Genomic DNA, 16,800 nt, shown 5'->3' on the forward strand with positions numbered 1-16,800 from the left:
GATGAGTCCATTTACCGTTGTCGTCAACAACTGACATCGACAAATCCATACCTGTGACCAGGTAGTCTCTAAGTGGCAGGAATGCAGGAAGCGTTCCCGGCTCCCGCCACCCGTTTCGACACTCAAATATTGGCCCTTACCCCTCTATGCCGCCTTCCGAACCTTGAACCACGCCGCGTAGAGCGCCGGCAAGAACAACAGGGTCAACGCCGTCGCCACGATCAAGCCACCCATGATCGCCACTGCCATCGGCCCGAAGAACACGCTGCGTGACAGCGGGATCATCGCCAGCACCGCCGCCAGGGCGGTCAGCACAATCGGGCGGAAACGCCGTACGGTGGCTTCGATAATTGCCTGCCACGGCGCCAGCCCGGCCTTGATGTCCTGTTCGATCTGGTCCACCAGGATCACCGAGTTGCGCATGATCATCCCAGACAACGCGATGGTCCCGAGCATGGCCACGAAGCCGAAGGGCTGGCGGAACACCAGCAGGAACAGCGTCACGCCAATCAGGCCCAACGGCGCGGTCAGAAACACCATCGCCGTGCGTGAGAAGCTGCGCAATTGCAGCATCAGCAAGGTCAGCACCACCACGATAAACAGCGGCACGCCGGCCTTCACCGAGTTCTGCCCGCGGGCGGAGTCTTCGACGGTGCCACCGACTTCCAGCAGGTAGCCATCCGGCAATTCGGCGCGCACACCCTCAAGGGTTGGCAGGATTTGCTGGACCAACGTTGCCGGTTGTTCCTTGCCGTAGATATCGGCGCGCACGGTCACCGTCGGCAAGCGGTTGCGGTGCCAGATAATGCCCTCTTCAAAGCCGTATTCGAGGGTGGCGATCTGCGACAGGGCCACGCTTTTACCGTTGTCGGTCGGTACCGCCAGGCTGGGCAGCAGCGACAACTCGGTGCGCTCGTGGACGGTGCCGCGCAGGAGAATTTCGATCAACTCGTTGTCCTCCCGATATTGACTGACGCTGGAACCGGTCAGTGAGCTTTGCAGGAATTTCGACAGGTTGGCGGTACTGACACCGAGGGCGCGGGCGCGGTCCTGGTCGATATTGAGGTAGACGATCTTGCTCGGCTCTTCCCAGTCCAGGTGCACATTGACCACATGGGTATTTTCGCGAACCTTGGCCGCGACTTTCCGCGCAAGGGCGCGGACTTCCTCGATGTGTTCGCCGGTTACGCGAAACTGCACCGGATAGCCCACGGGAGGGCCATTTTCCAGGCGGGTAACGCGTGAGCGCAGGTCGGGGAATTGTTCGTTGAGGGTTTCGATCAGCCAGGTGCGCAGGCTTTCGCGGCCCTCGATGGTCTTAGCCAACACCACGAACTGCGCAAAACTGGCCGCTGGCAGTTGCTGGTCCAGTGGCAGGTAGAAACGCGGCGAACCGGTGCCGACGTAGGCCACATAGTTATCAATGCCGGCGTGTTCCTTGAGCAAGGCTTCCAGGCGCTTGACCTGGTCGGCGGTGTTGCTCAGGGAAGCGCCTTCGGCCAGTTTCAGGTCGACCATCAATTCCAGGCGGCCTGAGGCCGGGAAGAACTGTTGCGGCACAAAGCGAAACAGCCCCACCGAGCCGATAAACAGCAGCAACGTCAGGACAATCACGGTTTTGCGCCGACGCACGCACCACTCCACCAAACGTCTTACACGTTGGTAGAACGGCGTACCGTAGGGATCCGGGCCATCGATGCCATGTTTGGCCGCGTGAGTCTTCGCCAGGTCCGGCAGGAGTTTCTCCCCCAGGTACGGCACAAACACCACGGCGGCGATCCATGAGGCGAGCAACGCGATCGTCACCACCTGGAAGATCGAGCGTGTGTATTCACCTGTGCTCGACTGCGCGGTGGCAATCGGCAGGAAGCCGGCCGCCGTGATCAGCGTGCCGGTGAGCATCGGGAAGGCGGTGCTGGTCCAGGCAAAACTGGCCGCCTTGAGCCGGTCGTAGCCCTGCTCCATTTTGATTGCCATCATTTCCACGGCAATGATCGCATCATCCACCAGCAAGCCAAGGGCCAGCACCAACGCACCGAGGGAAATCTTGTGCAGGCCGATGCCGAGGTAATACATGGTGGCAAAGGTCATCGCCAGCACCAGCGGAATCGCCAGTGCTACGACCATGCCAGTGCGTATGCCGAGGGAGAAGAAACTCACCAGCAAGACAATCGCCAATGCCTCGGCCAACACCTGCACGAATTCGCCGACACCGGTTTTCACCGCTGCCGGTTGGTCTGACACCTTGCGCAGCTCCATGCCCGCCGGAAGGTTCTTTTGCAAGCGTGCGAATTCGCCTTCGAGAGCCTTGCCCAGCACCAGGATGTCGCCACCGTCGCGCATGGCCACGGCCAGTCCGATAGCATCCGCCCCCATGTAACGCATGCGCGGCGCCGGTGGATCGTTGAAGCCGCGGTGAATATCGGCAACATCACCGATGCGGAAGGTTCGATCAGCGACACGAATAGGAAAGTCGCGGATTTCTTCCACCGTCTTGAAATTACCCGACACGCGCAGTTGCACACGCTCGCTCGGGGTTTCAAAGAAGCCGGCAGTGGAGACCGCGTTCTGCTCCTGCAACGCCTGCTGCACAGCGGCCAACGGCAGGCCAAGGGTGGCGAGCTTGAGGTTGGACAGCTCGATCCAGATCTTCTCATCCTGTAGGCCAAGTAACTCGACCTTGCCCACATCCGCCACCCGTTGCAGCTGAATCTGGATGCGGTCGGCGTAGTCCTTGAGTACGGCATAGTCGAAGCCGTCGCCGGTCAGGGCGTAGATATTGCCGAAGGTGGTACCGAACTCGTCGTTGAAAAACGGCCCCTGGATATCCGGCGGCAAGGTCTGCCGGATGTCGCTGATCTTCTTGCGCACCTGGTACCACAACTCAGGAATCTGCACAGAGTGCATGGAGTCGCGCGCAATGAAGGTGACGGTGGACTCGCCCGGGCGAGAGAAAGAGACAATGCGCTCGTATTCGCCGGTCTCCATCAGTTTTTTCTCGATACGCTCGGTGACCTGGCGCGAGACTTCCTGGGCCGTAGCGCCGGGCCAGTTGGTCTTGATCACCATGGCCTTGAAGGTAAACGGTGGATCTTCGCTTTGCCCCAGTTTGGTATAGGACAAAGTACCGACCACAGCCAGCAGGATCATCAGGAACAGTACAATCTGGCGGTTACGCAACGCCCATTCGGAAAGATTGAAAGCCATCGGGGACTACTCCTTGGCCGCCAGGTTCACTATACGGTTGGAGCCATCCACCGCGCGCACTTGCTGGCCCTCGTGGAGCACATGCACGCCTGCTGCGACCACCCAGTCGTTGGGGGTCAAGCCTTCCAGCACCGGCACGGTTTTTTCGCCAAAGGCGCCGATGCGTACCGGCGTGCGCTTGAGGGTGTTGTCCTGCTCTACACGCCAGACGTAGGACGCACCGTTCTCCGCACTCAGGGCAGACAGCGGTACCGACAGCGGAATAACGCCGTCGGCCTGTATGAATACGCGAGCGCTTTGCCCCAGTTCCGCCGGGACTTTGCCGCCGGTGAAGGCAACGCGAGCGGCGAAGGTGCGCGATTTTGGATCAGCCGCAGGCGACAGTTCACGAATGCGCCCGGTGAAACGCTGGCCCGGCTGGCTCCACAACTCCACCGCGACCGGCTGACCGATCTTGAAGCGACCAAACCCTTGTTCGGGCAGGCTGATAAGCACTTCGCGCTCGCCATCGGTGGCCAGGGTGAACACGGTCTGGCCAGCGGATACCACTTGGCCGACTTCCACCGCGCGCTTGGCGACGACGCCATCCTGAGGGGCGCGCAATACGGCGTAACCGGCCTGGTTACTGGCCACGTCGAACTCGGCCTTGATCTGCTTGAGGCGCGCTTCACCGGAACGGTAAAGGTTTTCGGAATTGTCGTACTGGGAACGGCTGACCATCTGACGGTCCATCAGGGTCTTGTAGCGATCACGCTCAGCGCGTACCAGGCGCAGGTTGGCCTCGGCAGCGGCGACCTGGGCACGGGCGGCCTCCAGTTGCAGGCGCACATCCTGAGGGTCAAGTTCCGCCAGTGCCTGGTTGGTCTTGACCCGCTCGCCCTCCTCCACCAGACGCTTGCTGACTTTGCCACCGATGCGAAAGGCCAGGTCCGGCTCATAGCGCGCGCGTACTTCACCGGGGTAGCTGTCCGTCGACTGCGCCGAGGGTTGCGGCTGCACCACCATGGCCGGGCGGACGGTGGTCTGGACCGCTTCTTCCTGGCCGCAGGCGGCCAACAGGAAGACCAGGCAGACAGGCAACGCAAAGGGCAGGAAAGTGCTGCGCATGCTGAAGGACCTTTCGCAAATGGAGCTAGGAATAATTATACTGGCCGGTATGTTATTAATACCAAACTCGCCAGTCCAGTATTAAAGGTAGAAATGTCCGACAATCGTGTAAGCACCAATAGCCCCGGGCGTCCCAAGGACATGGCAAAACGCCAGGCTATCCTCTCGGCAGCGAAAATCCTGTTCTTGAGCAACGGCTACGCCAACACCAGCATGGATGCCGTGGCCCTTGAGGCCGGCGTATCGAAACTGACCGTCTACAGCCACTTCACCGACAAAGAAACCTTGTTCACCGCCGCCGTGGTGGCCAAGTGCGAGGAACAGTTGCCGGTGATGTACTTCGAACTGCCCGAAGGCATGCCGGTGGAAACGGTATTGTTGAATATCGCCCGGGGGTTCCATCGACTGATCAACAGTGAAGAGTCGGTTAACCTGCATCGCCTGATGATGACCACCGGCAATCAGGACGTGAAACTCTCACAGATCTTCTTCGAAGCCGGGCCCATGCGGATGCTCCAGGGCATGGAGCGCCTGCTCGGCAAGATCGACCAGAGCGGCGCGCTGAGCATCGACAGACCGCTTACGGCAGCCGAGCACTTCTTCTGCCTGCTCAAGGGCACCGCGAACTTCTGCCTGCTGTATGGCTGCGGCGGGCAACTGAGTGAGGAAGCCGCCGAAGCCCATGTGCAGGAGGTGGTGGGGTTGTTTATGCGGGCCTATAGGAGAGATGCGGCTGCAAGTGGTTAGCTGCAAGCAGCAAGTGAAAAGCGCTTTTGCTTGCAGCTTGCAGCTTGTGGCTTGTGGCTTGTGGCTTGTGGCTTGTGGCTTAAGACTTGAGCGCTTTCTTGGGATAAATGTCATACCGGCTGGACTTGCCATCCAGCGCATGGCTCGGCTTGGGCCCTTCGATGCAGGGCGCCTTGCGCGGGCGCTTGACCACCACGCGGTGGCTGGCCAGGGCCAGGGCGGCGGCCAGCAGGGCCGGTGCATCCGGATCATCGCCCACCAGTGGCCGGAACAAGCGCATTTCTTTCTTCACCAGGGCGGTTTTCTCACGGTGGGGGAACATCGGGTCGAGGTAGATCACCTGGGGTGGCTCCCCTTGCCAATTGAGCATCACGTCAATGGAGTTGCCCTTGAGCAGCTTCATGCGCGCCACGATGGGCGCTACGTCAAAATCCTGCGTAGCGCGCGCCAGGCCATCCTCGAGCAAGGCACCGATCAGCGGTTGGCGCTCGATCAGGCTCATCTCGCAGCCCAGGCTGGCCAGCACGAACGCGTCCTTGCCCAGACCGGCCGTGGCGTCCAGCACACGGGGACGCACGCCTTGGGCAATGCCCACGGCCTTGGCGATCATCTGTCCGCTGCCGCCGCCATACAGCCGACGGTGAGCCGCGCCGCCTTCGACGAAGTCCACCCGCACCGGTCCCGGCGCGTCAGGTCCAAGCTGCTGCAGTTGCAGGCCGTGTTCCCCCACTTGCAGGGAAAAATCCGCATCCGCGAGCTGTAAAGGCAAGCCGAGCTGTTCAGCCCACTGCTCGGCCCGGGCCTGGAAACCTTCGCCCAAGGCCTCGACCTGGATGCGGCTGGCCGCTGGTTGTTCGCTCATCAATCGCTACGCTCAAAAATATTAAGGATCGGCAAACAACGGCCGATAAAAACAACAGTCAGGTATTTTGCCAGAGCTGAGCGTCGACCGAGAAAAATGTCAGACATTCTCCCCCTAACCATCGGTGTACTGCCGACCCATAACCACTACGGCCTGCGCAATACTCAAGCGCTGGCCGGGGTGAGCCATGTGTGGCAGGACTTCTTCGCCCGGGCGCTGGCCGAGCAGCTCGGTGAAACGCCGGACGCGCTCGCCGCCAAGGCGCCGGCACCGGCGGACCCGGCGGTAGAGCCCAGCGCCGGTGCCGACCTGTTGTCGCAGATCCTCACGCAGCGTGAGTGCGACGTCAAAGACACCGAGATTGCGCCACCTGAGCCACTGTTCCTGCCTATCGCCGAATTCGAAACCGAGTTGCTGCCACCGGCCGCCACGCCATTCCCACAGGAAGAAATCGTCGCGCAGCAGCGCCAGCAGAATTTCGAAAGCGCTTGGGTTCGCCCGATCGTCCTCACGGCCGGCCAGCCATTGCCTGAGCCCGGCCCGGCGCCGGAACCACGCCCTCTGCACTTGCCGATTGCCGAGTTCGAACTGGACCTGTTGCCACCACCCGCCACGCCTTACCCAACCGAAGAACTGCTGGCGCAACAGAAGGCGCTGGACTTCGACTACCACTGGGCACGCCCACTGATCACCCACAACCTGCGCCTGGCGGCCTAGCGACACACCCACCAACGCCCCATGTCCAGATGGAAATGGTTGCGGTGCGCGGCGTTGTAGTCCGGGCTCAACACCACATTGAAATCATCACAGGCGCCATCGCGCACCTGGCGCAGGAACCGCGCGCTGTCGCCCTCCCCGGACCAATCCTTGAGCACGCTGATACTGCGCCCATCCGCCAGGCGAAACCCGGCGATATCCAAGGCATTGGCCGACGCATGCTGGCTGAGCCGCCCTTCGGCACGGTTATACATGTTGCGACAGGCAAAGCTGCCCAGGTGATCGACCCGTGTCACCGCCTGGCCGAACACCGCCTGGGCTGCCGGTTGCAGGCTGTGACGCTCGAACAGCGCGAATGCCACGGCCAACGGGCAACTGGCGAGAAAGCTGCTGCTTAATGCCACGTCTGCACCCTGCACGCGCAAGGTATTGCGCAGAGGACAGGCAGCGTCAGCGGGCGTGTCAGCCTGATGGCTGACACGCAAACCAGAGGTTTTCAGCACTTGGTCGCAGAGCTCGGGGTCATCCTGCAGGCGTCCCAGCTTGTAGCGGGTCAACAGGTTCGGGCTGGACCGTACGTCCAGCGGCGACCAGGGGTTCCATTCGGCCGGCAACGGCAGCCAGCCACGCCATACACCCACGGCAAATGCACCACTGAGCACCAGCAGAGCACCCAGCAGTTTGAAAAAACGCACGGCTCAGTCCTTGAAGAACTGATTGGCCTGGCTGAAGGGCATCGAGCGCTCGGTAAAGCTGAAGGTGCCCAGCTCATAGACTTCCTGGGCCGCTCGGTAGAATTCACCATAGGCCGCCAGTGCCATGGCCGAGCCCACGCTGATGCGCTTTACCCCCATCGCGCTCAATTGCGCCACGCTGAGTTTCAGGCCGCCGGACATCAACACGTTCACCGGCTTTGGCGCCACGGCCTTGACCACCGCCAGCACGTCCTCAGCACTGCGCAGGCCCGGCGCATAGAGCACGTCGGCGCCGGCTTCGGCGTAGGCCTGCAGGCGACGAATAGTGTCGGGCAGATCCAGGCGACCATGCAGGAGGTTTTCCGCGCGGGCCGTCAGTGTGAAGGGGAATGGCAAGCTGCGGGCAGCGGCGACGGCGGCTTCCACGCGCTCTACGGAAAGGTCGAAGGGATAGATCGGGTCGACGGCAACGCCGGTGGCATCTTCGATAGAGCCCCCCACGATACCGCTGGCCGCCGCCCGCAAGATGGTTTCGGCACAGCCTTCAGGGGTATCGCTGAAGCCGTTTTCCAGGTCGGCCGCCACCGGCAGCGCGGTGGCCTTGGCGATCATGGCGGCATTGAGCAACGTGTCTTCAAGGGACAACGCGCCTTCCGCGTCCGGGCGCCCCAGGCTGAACGCATAACCCGCACTGGTCGTGGCAAGGGCTTCAAAGCCAAGGCTGGTGAGCATCACCGCGGAGCCGGCATCCCAAGGGTTAGGCATCACGAAGGCGCGGTCGCGCTCATGCAGGGACTTGAAGGTTTCGGCGCGAAGGGCTTGGGCATCCATGACTGACTCCTGGCGGGAAAAGGAGCCCTAGAGTAACCCCAGTTGTTCCGCTTCGGGTTGCCGATCCAACGTCGGCAGCGCCGGAAGGCCGGGCAGGCGCACCATCAACTTGGCGTGGAAACGCAGGGCCAGTTGTGCGGCCAGGCGGTTGTCCGAGGTGTGCAGGAACACGTAGGGTGTGCGGCCTTCTTCGATCCAACCCGCGATTTTTTCCACCCACGGCACCAGGAACGGGTCATTGGCCTCAAGCTCCGGATGGCCGATAAAACGCACTTGGGGAAACCGGGTCAGCGCGGCCGGACGGGGCGGCACCTTGGGCTTTTTCGATTGTGCGTGCAGTACCGCCGCCGAAGTCGACGTGCAACTGAACAACGCACGCGGGTCGAGGCAGATGCGCTCGACACCGCGATCACGCAACAAACGGTTGAGCATGCGCTCGGCATCGCCCTTGGCGAAGAACTCAGGGTGGCGTACTTCCACCGCCATCGGGCGTTCCAGGCCATCGATAAAACCGGCCAGTTCAGCCAGGCGTTGCGGCGAAAAACTCGCCGACAGTTGCAGCCACAGCGGCGAAACACGTTCACCGAGCGGGCTCATCAAACCGACAAAACTTTCCGCCGCCGGCAATTGCTCGCGCAAGTCGCCACCGTGACTGATGTCACCGGGGAATTTTGCAGTGAAGCGAAAATCGTCGGGCATGATGTCGACCCAGCGCTGCACGGTAGCGGCCGAGGGGCGAGCGTAGAACGTGGTATTGCCCTCAACGGCGTTGAAGACCTGGGAATAAAGTGCAAGGTAATCGCTGGAGCGGGCGTCGACTGGGTACAGGTACTCGCGCCAGGCGTTTTCACTCCAGGACGGGCAGCCGAGGTAGTAAGGCAGGCGCATCAGATGTGGATGTCGAGACCCAGCACTTCCATATCCCATTCGACAAATCCGGCGGTGGTCAGGTAGCTGGCCAGGGCGGTGGCAACGCTTTTGCTCATGGAGCGCGGGAAGACCATGTCTTGCTGACGGGCGGGAACGCCGCTGATGCGGGCTTGTGAACTGGCCTGCGCATCGGATTGGACCTCAATGAAGTCCGGCGAATCCTCGACGGAGTCGTCCACCGTGGCGTTTGCCTTACGCGGCTTGCGCTTGATCGGGTACGACTGTGAGGAAAATCCATCTATACGCATAGGCGCGAACTCGCTATCAGTAATGGCATTTTGGCAGCACTGTCCGTCGCGCGCAAATGCTCTGGTGATAACTAGAACACATAATTTGAAAAAGGTTTAAAAACCCGGGCAAATTCTGACGATTGGCGACTTTTGCCTCAAATTGCCATCATTTTTGGCGTCAAATAATCCCTCTTTCCGCCTTGGTCTGCGCGACTTTATCGCGCAGGTAAACCGGTGCGGCCTGATCCGCAGGAGTAGCCTCGCCACGTTCGAACGCAAAGCGCGCCAGGGTCAGCAGGTCTTCGGCGTGAGGCAACAGGGTGGCGTCCTGGCCAGCGGGTTGAACGCCGATACGCTCGCCATAACCCCAACCGGTGCCAGCGCCGAACCAGTCACCGCTGGCATCGCCCGGCAATACCGCCGATTCCGGTGGCTGCACCGCTTCCACGCCGACAAGGCGCATTTCGCCAGCCGTTTCGCGGTAGCAACCCCAATACACTTCGTCCATACGCGCATCGATCGCCGCCGCCACCTGCTGGGCGCCGTGTTCGCGCAAGGCACGTTGGGCCAGTACGGCAAGGTTGGAAACCGGCAGCACCGGGCGCTCCAACGCAAAGGCCAGGCCCTGGACCACCCCAATGGCGATGCGCACCCCGGTGAACGCTCCCGGGCCACGGCCGAAGGCGATGGCATCCACGGCCGACAGGGTGGTGCCCGCGTCTTCAAGCAGCTGCTTGATCATCGGCAACAGCTTCTGCGCGTGCAGGCGCGGGATCACCTCGTAGTGGCTTGTGACCTTGCCATCGTGCAGCAAGGCAACGGAGCAAGCTTCAGTCGCGGTGTCCAGGGCCAGCAGGGTGCTCATCGGTATGGGTGTCCAAGTCGAAAAAAAGTGCGCCAGTATAAACAACAACGGCCCGCAAGCGGGCCGTTGTCTATCAAGCCGATAAAGGATCAGCTCAGTGCTTGCAGGACCTTGGCGGTGATCGCTTCCACCGAGCCGACGCCAGGGATATGGCTGTACTTCGGCTTGCCCTGGGCTGCGGACAGCTTCTGGTAGAAATCGACCAGCGGCTTGGTCTGGGAATGGTAGACCGACAGGCGATGACGCACGGTTTCTTCGGTGTCGTCCTTGCGCTGCACCAGGTCTTCACCGGTGACATCGTCCTTGCCTTCAACTTTAGGCGGGTTGTAGACGGTGTGGTACACGCGGCCGGAGGCTTCGTGGACGCGACGACCGGCAATACGCTGGACGATCTCTTCATCTTCAACCGCGATTTCCACCACCGCGTCCAGCTCGACGCCGGCTTTCACCAGGGCTTCGGCCTGGGGAATGGTGCGTGGGAAACCGTCGAACAGGAAGCCGTTCTTGCAGTCTTCCTGGCTGATGCGTTCCTTGACCAGGTTGATGATCAGGTCATCGGAGACCAGGCCACCGCTGTCCATCACGCTCTTGGCGATCAGGCCCAGCTCGGTGCCGGCCTTGACGGCTGCGCGCAGCATGTCGCCGGTGGAGATTTGTGGAATGCCGAATTTTTCAGTGATGAACTTTGCCTGAGTACCTTTACCGGCCCCGGGAGCTCCCAGCAGAATGACGCGCATCGATGTGCTCCTCAATTTTTTATAGAGATGACGCTCGGATTCGCCGCGTGGGGCCAATCTCGTAAAAATAATATAGGGCTCATGAAACTATGGGCCCAGGCCGCCCAAACGGCCAAAGGCTGATCAAGATACACAGCGGGCCCTAACCACACAAGCCGCCAAAAGTCGCAGGAACCCGCGCCACGCGTACGTCATAGGTAGGGTGTGCCTGAGTGCAACCAGCGCTGTAAACGCCGACCACCCCTTTCAGGGCGGCCGTCGTGGTTTATCCGCAAGCTTTTGAGAACACGCAAAAAACCTCAGCCGGTGTTGCGCAGGCCGGCGGCAATACCCGCCACGGACACCAGCAACGCCTGTTCCAGAGGGCTGTCCTGCGCGGCTTCCTGGCGACGCGAGCGCGCGAGCAACTCGGCCTGCAACAGGTGCAAGGGGTCGAGGTAGGTGTTGCGCAGGCGGATGAACTCCAGGGTGTCAGGGCTATGGGCCAGCAGTTGCGACTGGCCGGTCAGGCCAAGCACCACGTCGCATGCCTGCGACAATAGGTCGCGTAAGTGCGCGCCCAATGGCAACAGGTCCGGCTGCACCAGGCGCTCGTCATACAGGCGCGCAATATCGGCATCGGCCTTGGCCAGGACCATTTCCAGCATATCGATGCGGGTGCGGAAGAACGGCCACTGTTCGCGCATCTGCCCCAGCAGTTCCCCTTCGCCGCGCTCCAGGGCCTTGCTCAATGCGGCTTCCCAACCCAGCCAGGCCGGCAGCATCAGGCGAGTCTGGGTCCAGCCGAAGATCCACGGAATGGCGCGCAGGCTTTCTATACCACCGGCGCGACGCTTGGCCGGGCGACTGCCCAGAGGTAGCCGGCCCAGCTCCTGCTCCGGGGTGGATTGGCGAAAATACTCGACGAATTGCGGATTTTCCCGCACCACCGCACGGTAAGCGCTGACGCCGTCGGCCGCCAATTCATCCATCAAATGGCGCCACGCCGGCTCCGGTGGCGGCGGTGGCAGCAATGTCGCTTCCAACACGGCGGCCAGGTAGAGATTGAGGTTCTGTTCAGCAATGTCCGGCAAGCCGAACTTGAAGCGAATCATCTCGCCTTGCTCGGTGGTACGGAAACGCCCCGCCACCGAACCCGGCGGTTGCGACAGGATCGCCGCGTGGGCCGGGCCGCCGCCACGCCCGACGGTGCCGCCGCGACCGTGGAACAGCAGCAATTCCACCTGTTGCTCACGGCAGATATCCACCAGCCGCTCCTGGGCCCGGTACTGCGCCCAGGCGGCGGCGGTGGTGCCGGCGTCCTTGGCCGAGTCGGAGTAGCCGATCATCACTTCCTGCGGGCCCTGCAAGCGCGCCCGGTAGCCTGGCAGCAGCAACAGTTGTTCGATCACGGGACCGGCGTTATCCAGGTCGGCCAGGGTTTCGAACAGCGGCACCACGCGCATCGGCCGTTGAACGCCCGACTCTTTAAGCAGCAGCTGCACCGCCAATACGTCCGACGCGGCACCGGCCATGGAAATGACATACGAGCCTAACGATGCGGCAGGCGCGGCGGCCACTTCCTTGCAGGTATTGAGCACTTCGGCCGTATCGGCCGATGGCTTGAAATAGCCCGGCAACAGCGGTCGACGGTTGGCCAGCTCCTTCATCAGGAAGCTGATGCGCATGTCTTCGTTCCAGTCCTCGTAACGGCCCAGGCCCAGGTAATCGGTGATTTCAGTCATCGCCGCCGAATGACGACTGGAATCCTGGCGCACATCCAGGCGCACCAGAAATAGACCAAAGGTTACGGCCCGGCGCAGGCAATCGAGCAGCGGGCCGTCGGCGATCACGCCCATGCCGCACGCGTGCAACGACTGGTAGCACAGCTCCAGTGGCTCGAGCAGATCGCGGTTGTTCTGCAACACCTCGGCAGGCGCCGGCGTGCTGCTGCTCAACGCGGTATGGGCCCATTGGCGCGTGGCGCGCAGGCGTTCGCGCAGTTGCTTGAGCAGGGCACGATAAGGTTCGACGCTGTCGCCGACCTTGGCCTGCAACGCCGGGCTGGCCTGTTGCATCGACAGTTCGGAGGCCAGGTGGTCGATATCGCGCAGGTACAGGTCGGCCGCCATCCAGCGCGCCAGCAGCAACACCTCGCGGGTGACCGGGGCGGTGACATTCGGGTTGCCGTCACGGTCGCCGCCCATCCACGACGCAAAGCGGATCGGCGCGGCTTCCAGCGGCAAACGCAGGCCCGTCGCCGCGTGTAACGCCTGGTCGGCCTTGCGCAAGTAATTGGGGATGGCGTGCCACAACGAATGCTCGATCACCGCGAAGCCCCACTTGGCTTCATCCACCGGGGTGGGCCGAGTGCGGCGGATTTCTTCGGTGTGCCAGGCTTCGGCGATCAAGCGCTGCAGGCGCTGGCGGATCTGCTCGCGCTCAGCGCTGGTGAGGTCGCGATGATCCTGCAGCGCCAGTTGCGCGGCGATGGCGTCGTATTTCTGGATCAGGGTGCGGCGTGCCACTTCGGTGGGGTGGGCGGTGAGGACCAGTTCGATGTCCAGGCGCCCCAACTGGCGGGCGAGGGACTCATTGCTGTGGCCCTCGCCCTGCAGGCGAGCCAGTAACTCCGGCAATACGCGGGACTCGAACGGCGCCGGTTGCGACTCGTCGCGCCGGTGAATCAACTGGTACTGCTCGGCGATATTGGCCAGGTTGAGGAACTGGTTGAAGGCCCGCGCCACCGGCAGCAGTTCGTTTTCCTGCAACTGATTGAGGCTGGCGCTCAGTTCATCACCCGCGGCTTTGTCCGGGGCGGCTCCGCGGCGGTCGGCCTTGGCGCCTTTGCGGATCTGTTCGATCTTGGCGAGAAAATCATCGCCGTACTGCTCTCGAATGGTGTTGCCCAACAGTTCACCGAGCAGGTGAACATCCTCACGCAAGCGTGCATCGATATCACTCATCAGCCAATCTCCAGCCAGAAATCCGGGACGCGCAGGTGTGTCAGAGTGCCGCCGGCATCGTTTTATGACAAGACTTTAAACCTTGTGACTTGCAGCTAGTCTCAAGTGTGAGCCGCCGCGTTTATCCACGCGCACGGCTGGTCACTCATCACCGCCTGCCACCGCAGGCTTTATTGAGGTTGCCATGAAAATTCGAGAACTGGCCCAGCATTGGGAAGAGAACGCCAAGGGTCGCCTGACCAAGACCGAGTACGCCATCCATCTGGATGTGGAGGCTGCTGCACGGCTGGCAGCCATCGCCGAGATGTACCCCAAGCGCCACACCGAAGAACTGCTCGGCGAGCTGATCGGTGCCGCCCTTGAGGAGCTGGAAGCCAGCTTTCCCTACATCAAGGGACAACAGGTCATCGCCACCGATGAAGAGGGCGACCCGCTCTATGAGGACGTCGGGCCAACGCCGCGGTTCCTGACCTTGTCCCGTCGCTATCTGCATGATTTGTCTGCCAGTGCCGACGACCAAAAGCACTGACGGACTCGATTGACACCTATCTGAACCCCGTATTCCGGGCCTCTGCCGAGGCTCGGAGTACCCCTGCACGTGGCAAAAGTTCCAACTTTTTACCCTGACCAATCAGTCAGATATTTTTTTAGGCAAATCGCCATCTCTTCTGAACTTTTGAAAAAAGCCTCCGGTCACAGCCAGTAAGCCATCACTTGGAACGGCCGTTTGAAAGGGCCTGTCGCGCTTTACCGCCGCTCCCCAAGCCGTTCACCGACTGCGATGGATTTTGATGTTTTTAGGAGCTATCCAATGGAGTTGAAGACGATGAAGACCAGCACTGCCAAATCCACGTTTAACCACCTGCGCGGGCTTAAATTGGCCGCGCTGGCAATCGGCACCAGCTTCGTTTTGGCTGGCTGCGCCGGCAACCCGCCAACCGAGCAGTACGCGGTGACTCAGTCCGCGGTCAACAGCGCAGTGAGCGCCGGCGGTACCGAGTACGCAGCAGTTGAAATGAAATCGGCCCAGGACAAGCTCAAGCAAGCCGAAATCGCCATGCACGACAAGAATTATGACGAGGCGCGTCGCCTGGCCGAACAGGCTGAATGGGATGCTCGCGTTGCAGAGCGCAAGTCCCAGGCGGCCAAGGCCGAACAGGCTGTGAAGGATTCCCAGAAAGCTGTTCAGGAGCTGCGTCAGGAAGGTATGCGCCCGGCTGCTATCCAGCAGAAATAAAGCGCCGCGCCTGATTGCACTGCACCCGATATCGAATTGAAAGGACGACACGACTATGCGTAAACAATTGATGATCCCTGCCCTGCTGGCGATGAGCGTTGCCCTGGCGGCCTGCTCTACCCCGCCCAACGCGAACCTGGAAAACGCACGGACCAACTTCTCGTCCCTGCAAACCAACCCGCAAGCCACCAAGCTTGCCGCGCTGGAAACCAAGGATGCCAGCGATTGGCTGGACAAGGCTGACAAGGCCTACCGCGACAAGGAAGACCAGAAGAAGGTCGATCAACTGGCCTACCTGACCAACCAGCGCGTTGAAGTGGCCAAAGACACCATCGTGCTGCGCGAATCCGAAGCCAAGCTGAAAAACGCCGGCGACGAACGCGCCCGTGCCCTGCTCGAGGCCCGTGATGCGCAGATCAAGCAGCTGCAGGACAGCTTGAACGCCAAGCAAACCGAGCGCGGTACCCTGGTGACCTTTGGCGACGTGCTGTTTGCCACCAACAAGGCCGACCTGAAGTCCAGCGGCCTGGTCAACATCAATAAGCTGGCGCAGTTCCTTCAGGAAAACCCGGATCGCCAGGTGATCGTTGAAGGTTACACGGACAGCACAGGCAGCGATGCCTACAACCAGAGCCTGTCGGAGCGACGTGCCGCTTCTGTGCAGGTTGCGCTGATCAAGATGGGCGTTGACCCACGCCGCATCGTGACCACCGGCTATGGCAAGGAATACCCGGTTGCCGACAACGGCAGCGTCTCGGGCCGTGCCATGAACCGCCGCGTTGAAGTGACCATCTCCAACGATAACCAGCCGGTCAAGCCACGCTCGTCCGTCGCCAACTGATTGATTGATGCTGGATAAGAAAACCCACCTTATGGTGGGTTTTTTTTGGGCTCGCCGAATTGGACAGGACGGTTTGTGTCCTCCGCTGGCAGCTCAATCTTCGGGGCATGGGCCTGTTTCGGCAAATGCTCCATCAGTTGCTTTTTCTGCTCCCGAGCTTGCTGCCGTTCCAGATCCTCATGGCACCTGACCATATCCCGCATGTTGCGTAATGCCGGACTTTCAGGAGCTGCAGGATTTGCAGGATTTGAAAAAATAGATATCGCCACTTTCTCGGCCCTGAACTGTGTAAGTTACACCGCTTTATGTGGCGTCTTGCGCGATATGGTTCCAAATAAATCCCGCCCCCCTGTGGACATTGAGCGGGCCGTGGCTAACCTGACCCCGGATACACAAAAACCCGCCTATGGCAGGCGGGTTTTTCCACGGGTGGGCAATCAGGTGTTGATCGAGCCCCCCCCCTGATAGTCGGGTTGCGGAATCTGGCCATTGCCCTGGCCGCCTTCGCCGCCTTGGCCGCCCTGTGCACCTTGTTGCTGCAGTTGTGCAAGCAGCTTCTTCAGTAGCTCCTTCAGGTCCTCGAGACTCTCTCCGCCGCCGGCCCCACCGCTTCCCTGCCCACCCTGGGAGCCTTGTGACTCCATTTGGTTAATTTTGCTTTTTACGTCATCAATCTGTTGGTTGAGGTCTCCCTGGGAGCTCCCGCCGGCGCCATAGCTGCCCGTATTCACTGGAGACTGTGTTCCGCTGATGCTTGTCATAAATGTCGACTCCACAATAACTAACGAAAAGGACCGATCAGTCACACCGATCAGTCCATAGTCTGTGGCGGGCAAATAGAGATGGTTC

The 16,800-nt window shown here is 61.2% G+C and carries 16 protein-coding genes; 5 read left to right on the forward strand and 11 right to left on the reverse strand.

Going from position 1 to position 16,800, the window contains the following annotated elements; all coding sequences use genetic code 11:
- Positions 1 to 144: 144 nt before the first annotated feature.
- Positions 145 to 3,207 (reverse strand): efflux RND transporter permease subunit, encoded by a 3,063-nt coding sequence (locus tag BFP99_RS29455; RefSeq protein ID WP_065948853.1) that lies wholly within the window; start codon positions 3,205 to 3,207, stop codon positions 145 to 147.
- 6 nt (positions 3,208 to 3,213) lie between these two features.
- Positions 3,214 to 4,314 carry an efflux RND transporter periplasmic adaptor subunit gene (locus BFP99_RS29460; protein WP_065926475.1) on the reverse strand — a complete coding sequence of 367 codons (1,101 nt, stop codon included), beginning with the start codon at positions 4,312 to 4,314 and terminating at the stop codon, positions 3,214 to 3,216.
- A 93-nt stretch (positions 4,315 to 4,407) separates the two neighbouring features.
- Between BFP99_RS29460 and BFP99_RS29465 the strand changes: the two genes are divergently transcribed.
- Positions 4,408 to 5,061 carry a TetR/AcrR family transcriptional regulator gene (locus tag BFP99_RS29465; RefSeq protein ID WP_065926476.1) on the forward strand — a complete coding sequence of 218 codons (654 nt, stop codon included), beginning with the start codon at positions 4,408 to 4,410 and terminating at the stop codon, positions 5,059 to 5,061.
- 79 nt (positions 5,062 to 5,140) lie between these two features.
- On the opposite strand, the gene BFP99_RS29470 is transcribed toward BFP99_RS29465, so the two are convergent.
- The gene (locus BFP99_RS29470) at positions 5,141 to 5,923 is read right to left on the reverse strand and encodes a class I SAM-dependent methyltransferase (protein WP_065948854.1); all 783 of its coding nucleotides are present in this window, start codon (positions 5,921 to 5,923) and stop codon (positions 5,141 to 5,143) included.
- A 96-nt stretch (positions 5,924 to 6,019) separates the two neighbouring features.
- Between BFP99_RS29470 and BFP99_RS29475 the strand changes: the two genes are divergently transcribed.
- Positions 6,020 to 6,640 carry an energy transducer TonB gene (locus BFP99_RS29475; RefSeq protein WP_065938752.1) on the forward strand — a complete coding sequence of 207 codons (621 nt, stop codon included), beginning with the start codon at positions 6,020 to 6,022 and terminating at the stop codon, positions 6,638 to 6,640.
- Here the strand turns inward: BFP99_RS29475 and BFP99_RS29480 are convergent.
- The 7 genes from BFP99_RS29480 to ppc all read right to left on the reverse strand — a co-directional run bounded on the left by BFP99_RS29480 (position 6,637) and on the right by ppc (position 13,873).
- Positions 6,637 to 7,335 carry an extensin-like domain-containing protein gene (locus BFP99_RS29480; protein WP_065926479.1) on the reverse strand — a complete coding sequence of 233 codons (699 nt, stop codon included), beginning with the start codon at positions 7,333 to 7,335 and terminating at the stop codon, positions 6,637 to 6,639. The genes BFP99_RS29475 and BFP99_RS29480 overlap by 4 nt on opposite strands.
- A 3-nt stretch (positions 7,336 to 7,338) precedes the next feature.
- The gene (locus BFP99_RS29485) at positions 7,339 to 8,166 is read right to left on the reverse strand and encodes an isocitrate lyase/PEP mutase family protein (protein ID WP_065948855.1); all 828 of its coding nucleotides are present in this window, start codon (positions 8,164 to 8,166) and stop codon (positions 7,339 to 7,341) included.
- 27 nt (positions 8,167 to 8,193) lie between these two features.
- Positions 8,194 to 9,054 carry a DUF72 domain-containing protein gene (locus tag BFP99_RS29490; RefSeq protein ID WP_065948856.1) on the reverse strand — a complete coding sequence of 287 codons (861 nt, stop codon included), beginning with the start codon at positions 9,052 to 9,054 and terminating at the stop codon, positions 8,194 to 8,196.
- The gene (locus tag BFP99_RS29495) at positions 9,054 to 9,344 is read right to left on the reverse strand and encodes a hypothetical protein (protein ID WP_065926482.1); all 291 of its coding nucleotides are present in this window, start codon (positions 9,342 to 9,344) and stop codon (positions 9,054 to 9,056) included. Before BFP99_RS29495 ends, BFP99_RS29490 begins: the two co-directional genes overlap by 1 nt.
- 160 nt (positions 9,345 to 9,504) lie before the next feature.
- The gene (tsaB, locus tag BFP99_RS29500) at positions 9,505 to 10,191 is read right to left on the reverse strand and encodes a tRNA (adenosine(37)-N6)-threonylcarbamoyltransferase complex dimerization subunit type 1 TsaB (protein ID WP_065948857.1); all 687 of its coding nucleotides are present in this window, start codon (positions 10,189 to 10,191) and stop codon (positions 9,505 to 9,507) included.
- Positions 10,192 to 10,280: 89 nt separating this feature from the next.
- On the reverse strand, positions 10,281 to 10,928 hold the full coding sequence (adk, locus tag BFP99_RS29505; RefSeq protein WP_010212617.1) for an adenylate kinase: 648 nt from the start codon (positions 10,926 to 10,928) through the stop codon (positions 10,281 to 10,283).
- A 299-nt stretch (positions 10,929 to 11,227) separates the two neighbouring features.
- A complete protein-coding gene (gene ppc, locus BFP99_RS29510; protein WP_065926484.1) occupies positions 11,228 to 13,873 on the reverse strand; it encodes a phosphoenolpyruvate carboxylase in 2,646 nt (881 codons plus the stop codon).
- Between the two features lie 184 nt (positions 13,874 to 14,057).
- On the opposite strand from ppc, the gene BFP99_RS29515 reads away from it, so the two are divergent.
- From BFP99_RS29515 to BFP99_RS29525, 3 genes are all read left to right on the forward strand, one after another.
- A complete protein-coding gene (locus BFP99_RS29515; protein ID WP_027604509.1) occupies positions 14,058 to 14,402 on the forward strand; it encodes a hypothetical protein in 345 nt (114 codons plus the stop codon).
- Between the two features lie 282 nt (positions 14,403 to 14,684).
- A complete protein-coding gene (locus BFP99_RS29520; protein ID WP_027604510.1) occupies positions 14,685 to 15,110 on the forward strand; it encodes a DUF4398 domain-containing protein in 426 nt (141 codons plus the stop codon).
- A gap of 55 nt (positions 15,111 to 15,165) precedes the next feature.
- Positions 15,166 to 15,951, forward strand: a complete 786-nt coding sequence (locus BFP99_RS29525; RefSeq protein ID WP_027604511.1) for an OmpA family protein — start codon at positions 15,166 to 15,168, stop codon at positions 15,949 to 15,951.
- A gap of 437 nt (positions 15,952 to 16,388) precedes the next feature.
- Here the strand turns inward: BFP99_RS29525 and BFP99_RS29530 are convergent, their stop codons facing one another.
- On the reverse strand, positions 16,389 to 16,712 hold the full coding sequence (locus tag BFP99_RS29530) for a hypothetical protein (RefSeq protein WP_065926485.1): 324 nt from the start codon (positions 16,710 to 16,712) through the stop codon (positions 16,389 to 16,391).
- Positions 16,713 to 16,800: the final 88 nt, after the last annotated feature.

It is taken from the genome of Pseudomonas sp. 1 R 17, from assembly GCF_900067035.1.
In the GTDB taxonomy this organism is placed as follows: Bacteria; Pseudomonadota; Gammaproteobacteria; order Pseudomonadales; family Pseudomonadaceae; genus Aquipseudomonas; species Aquipseudomonas marginalis.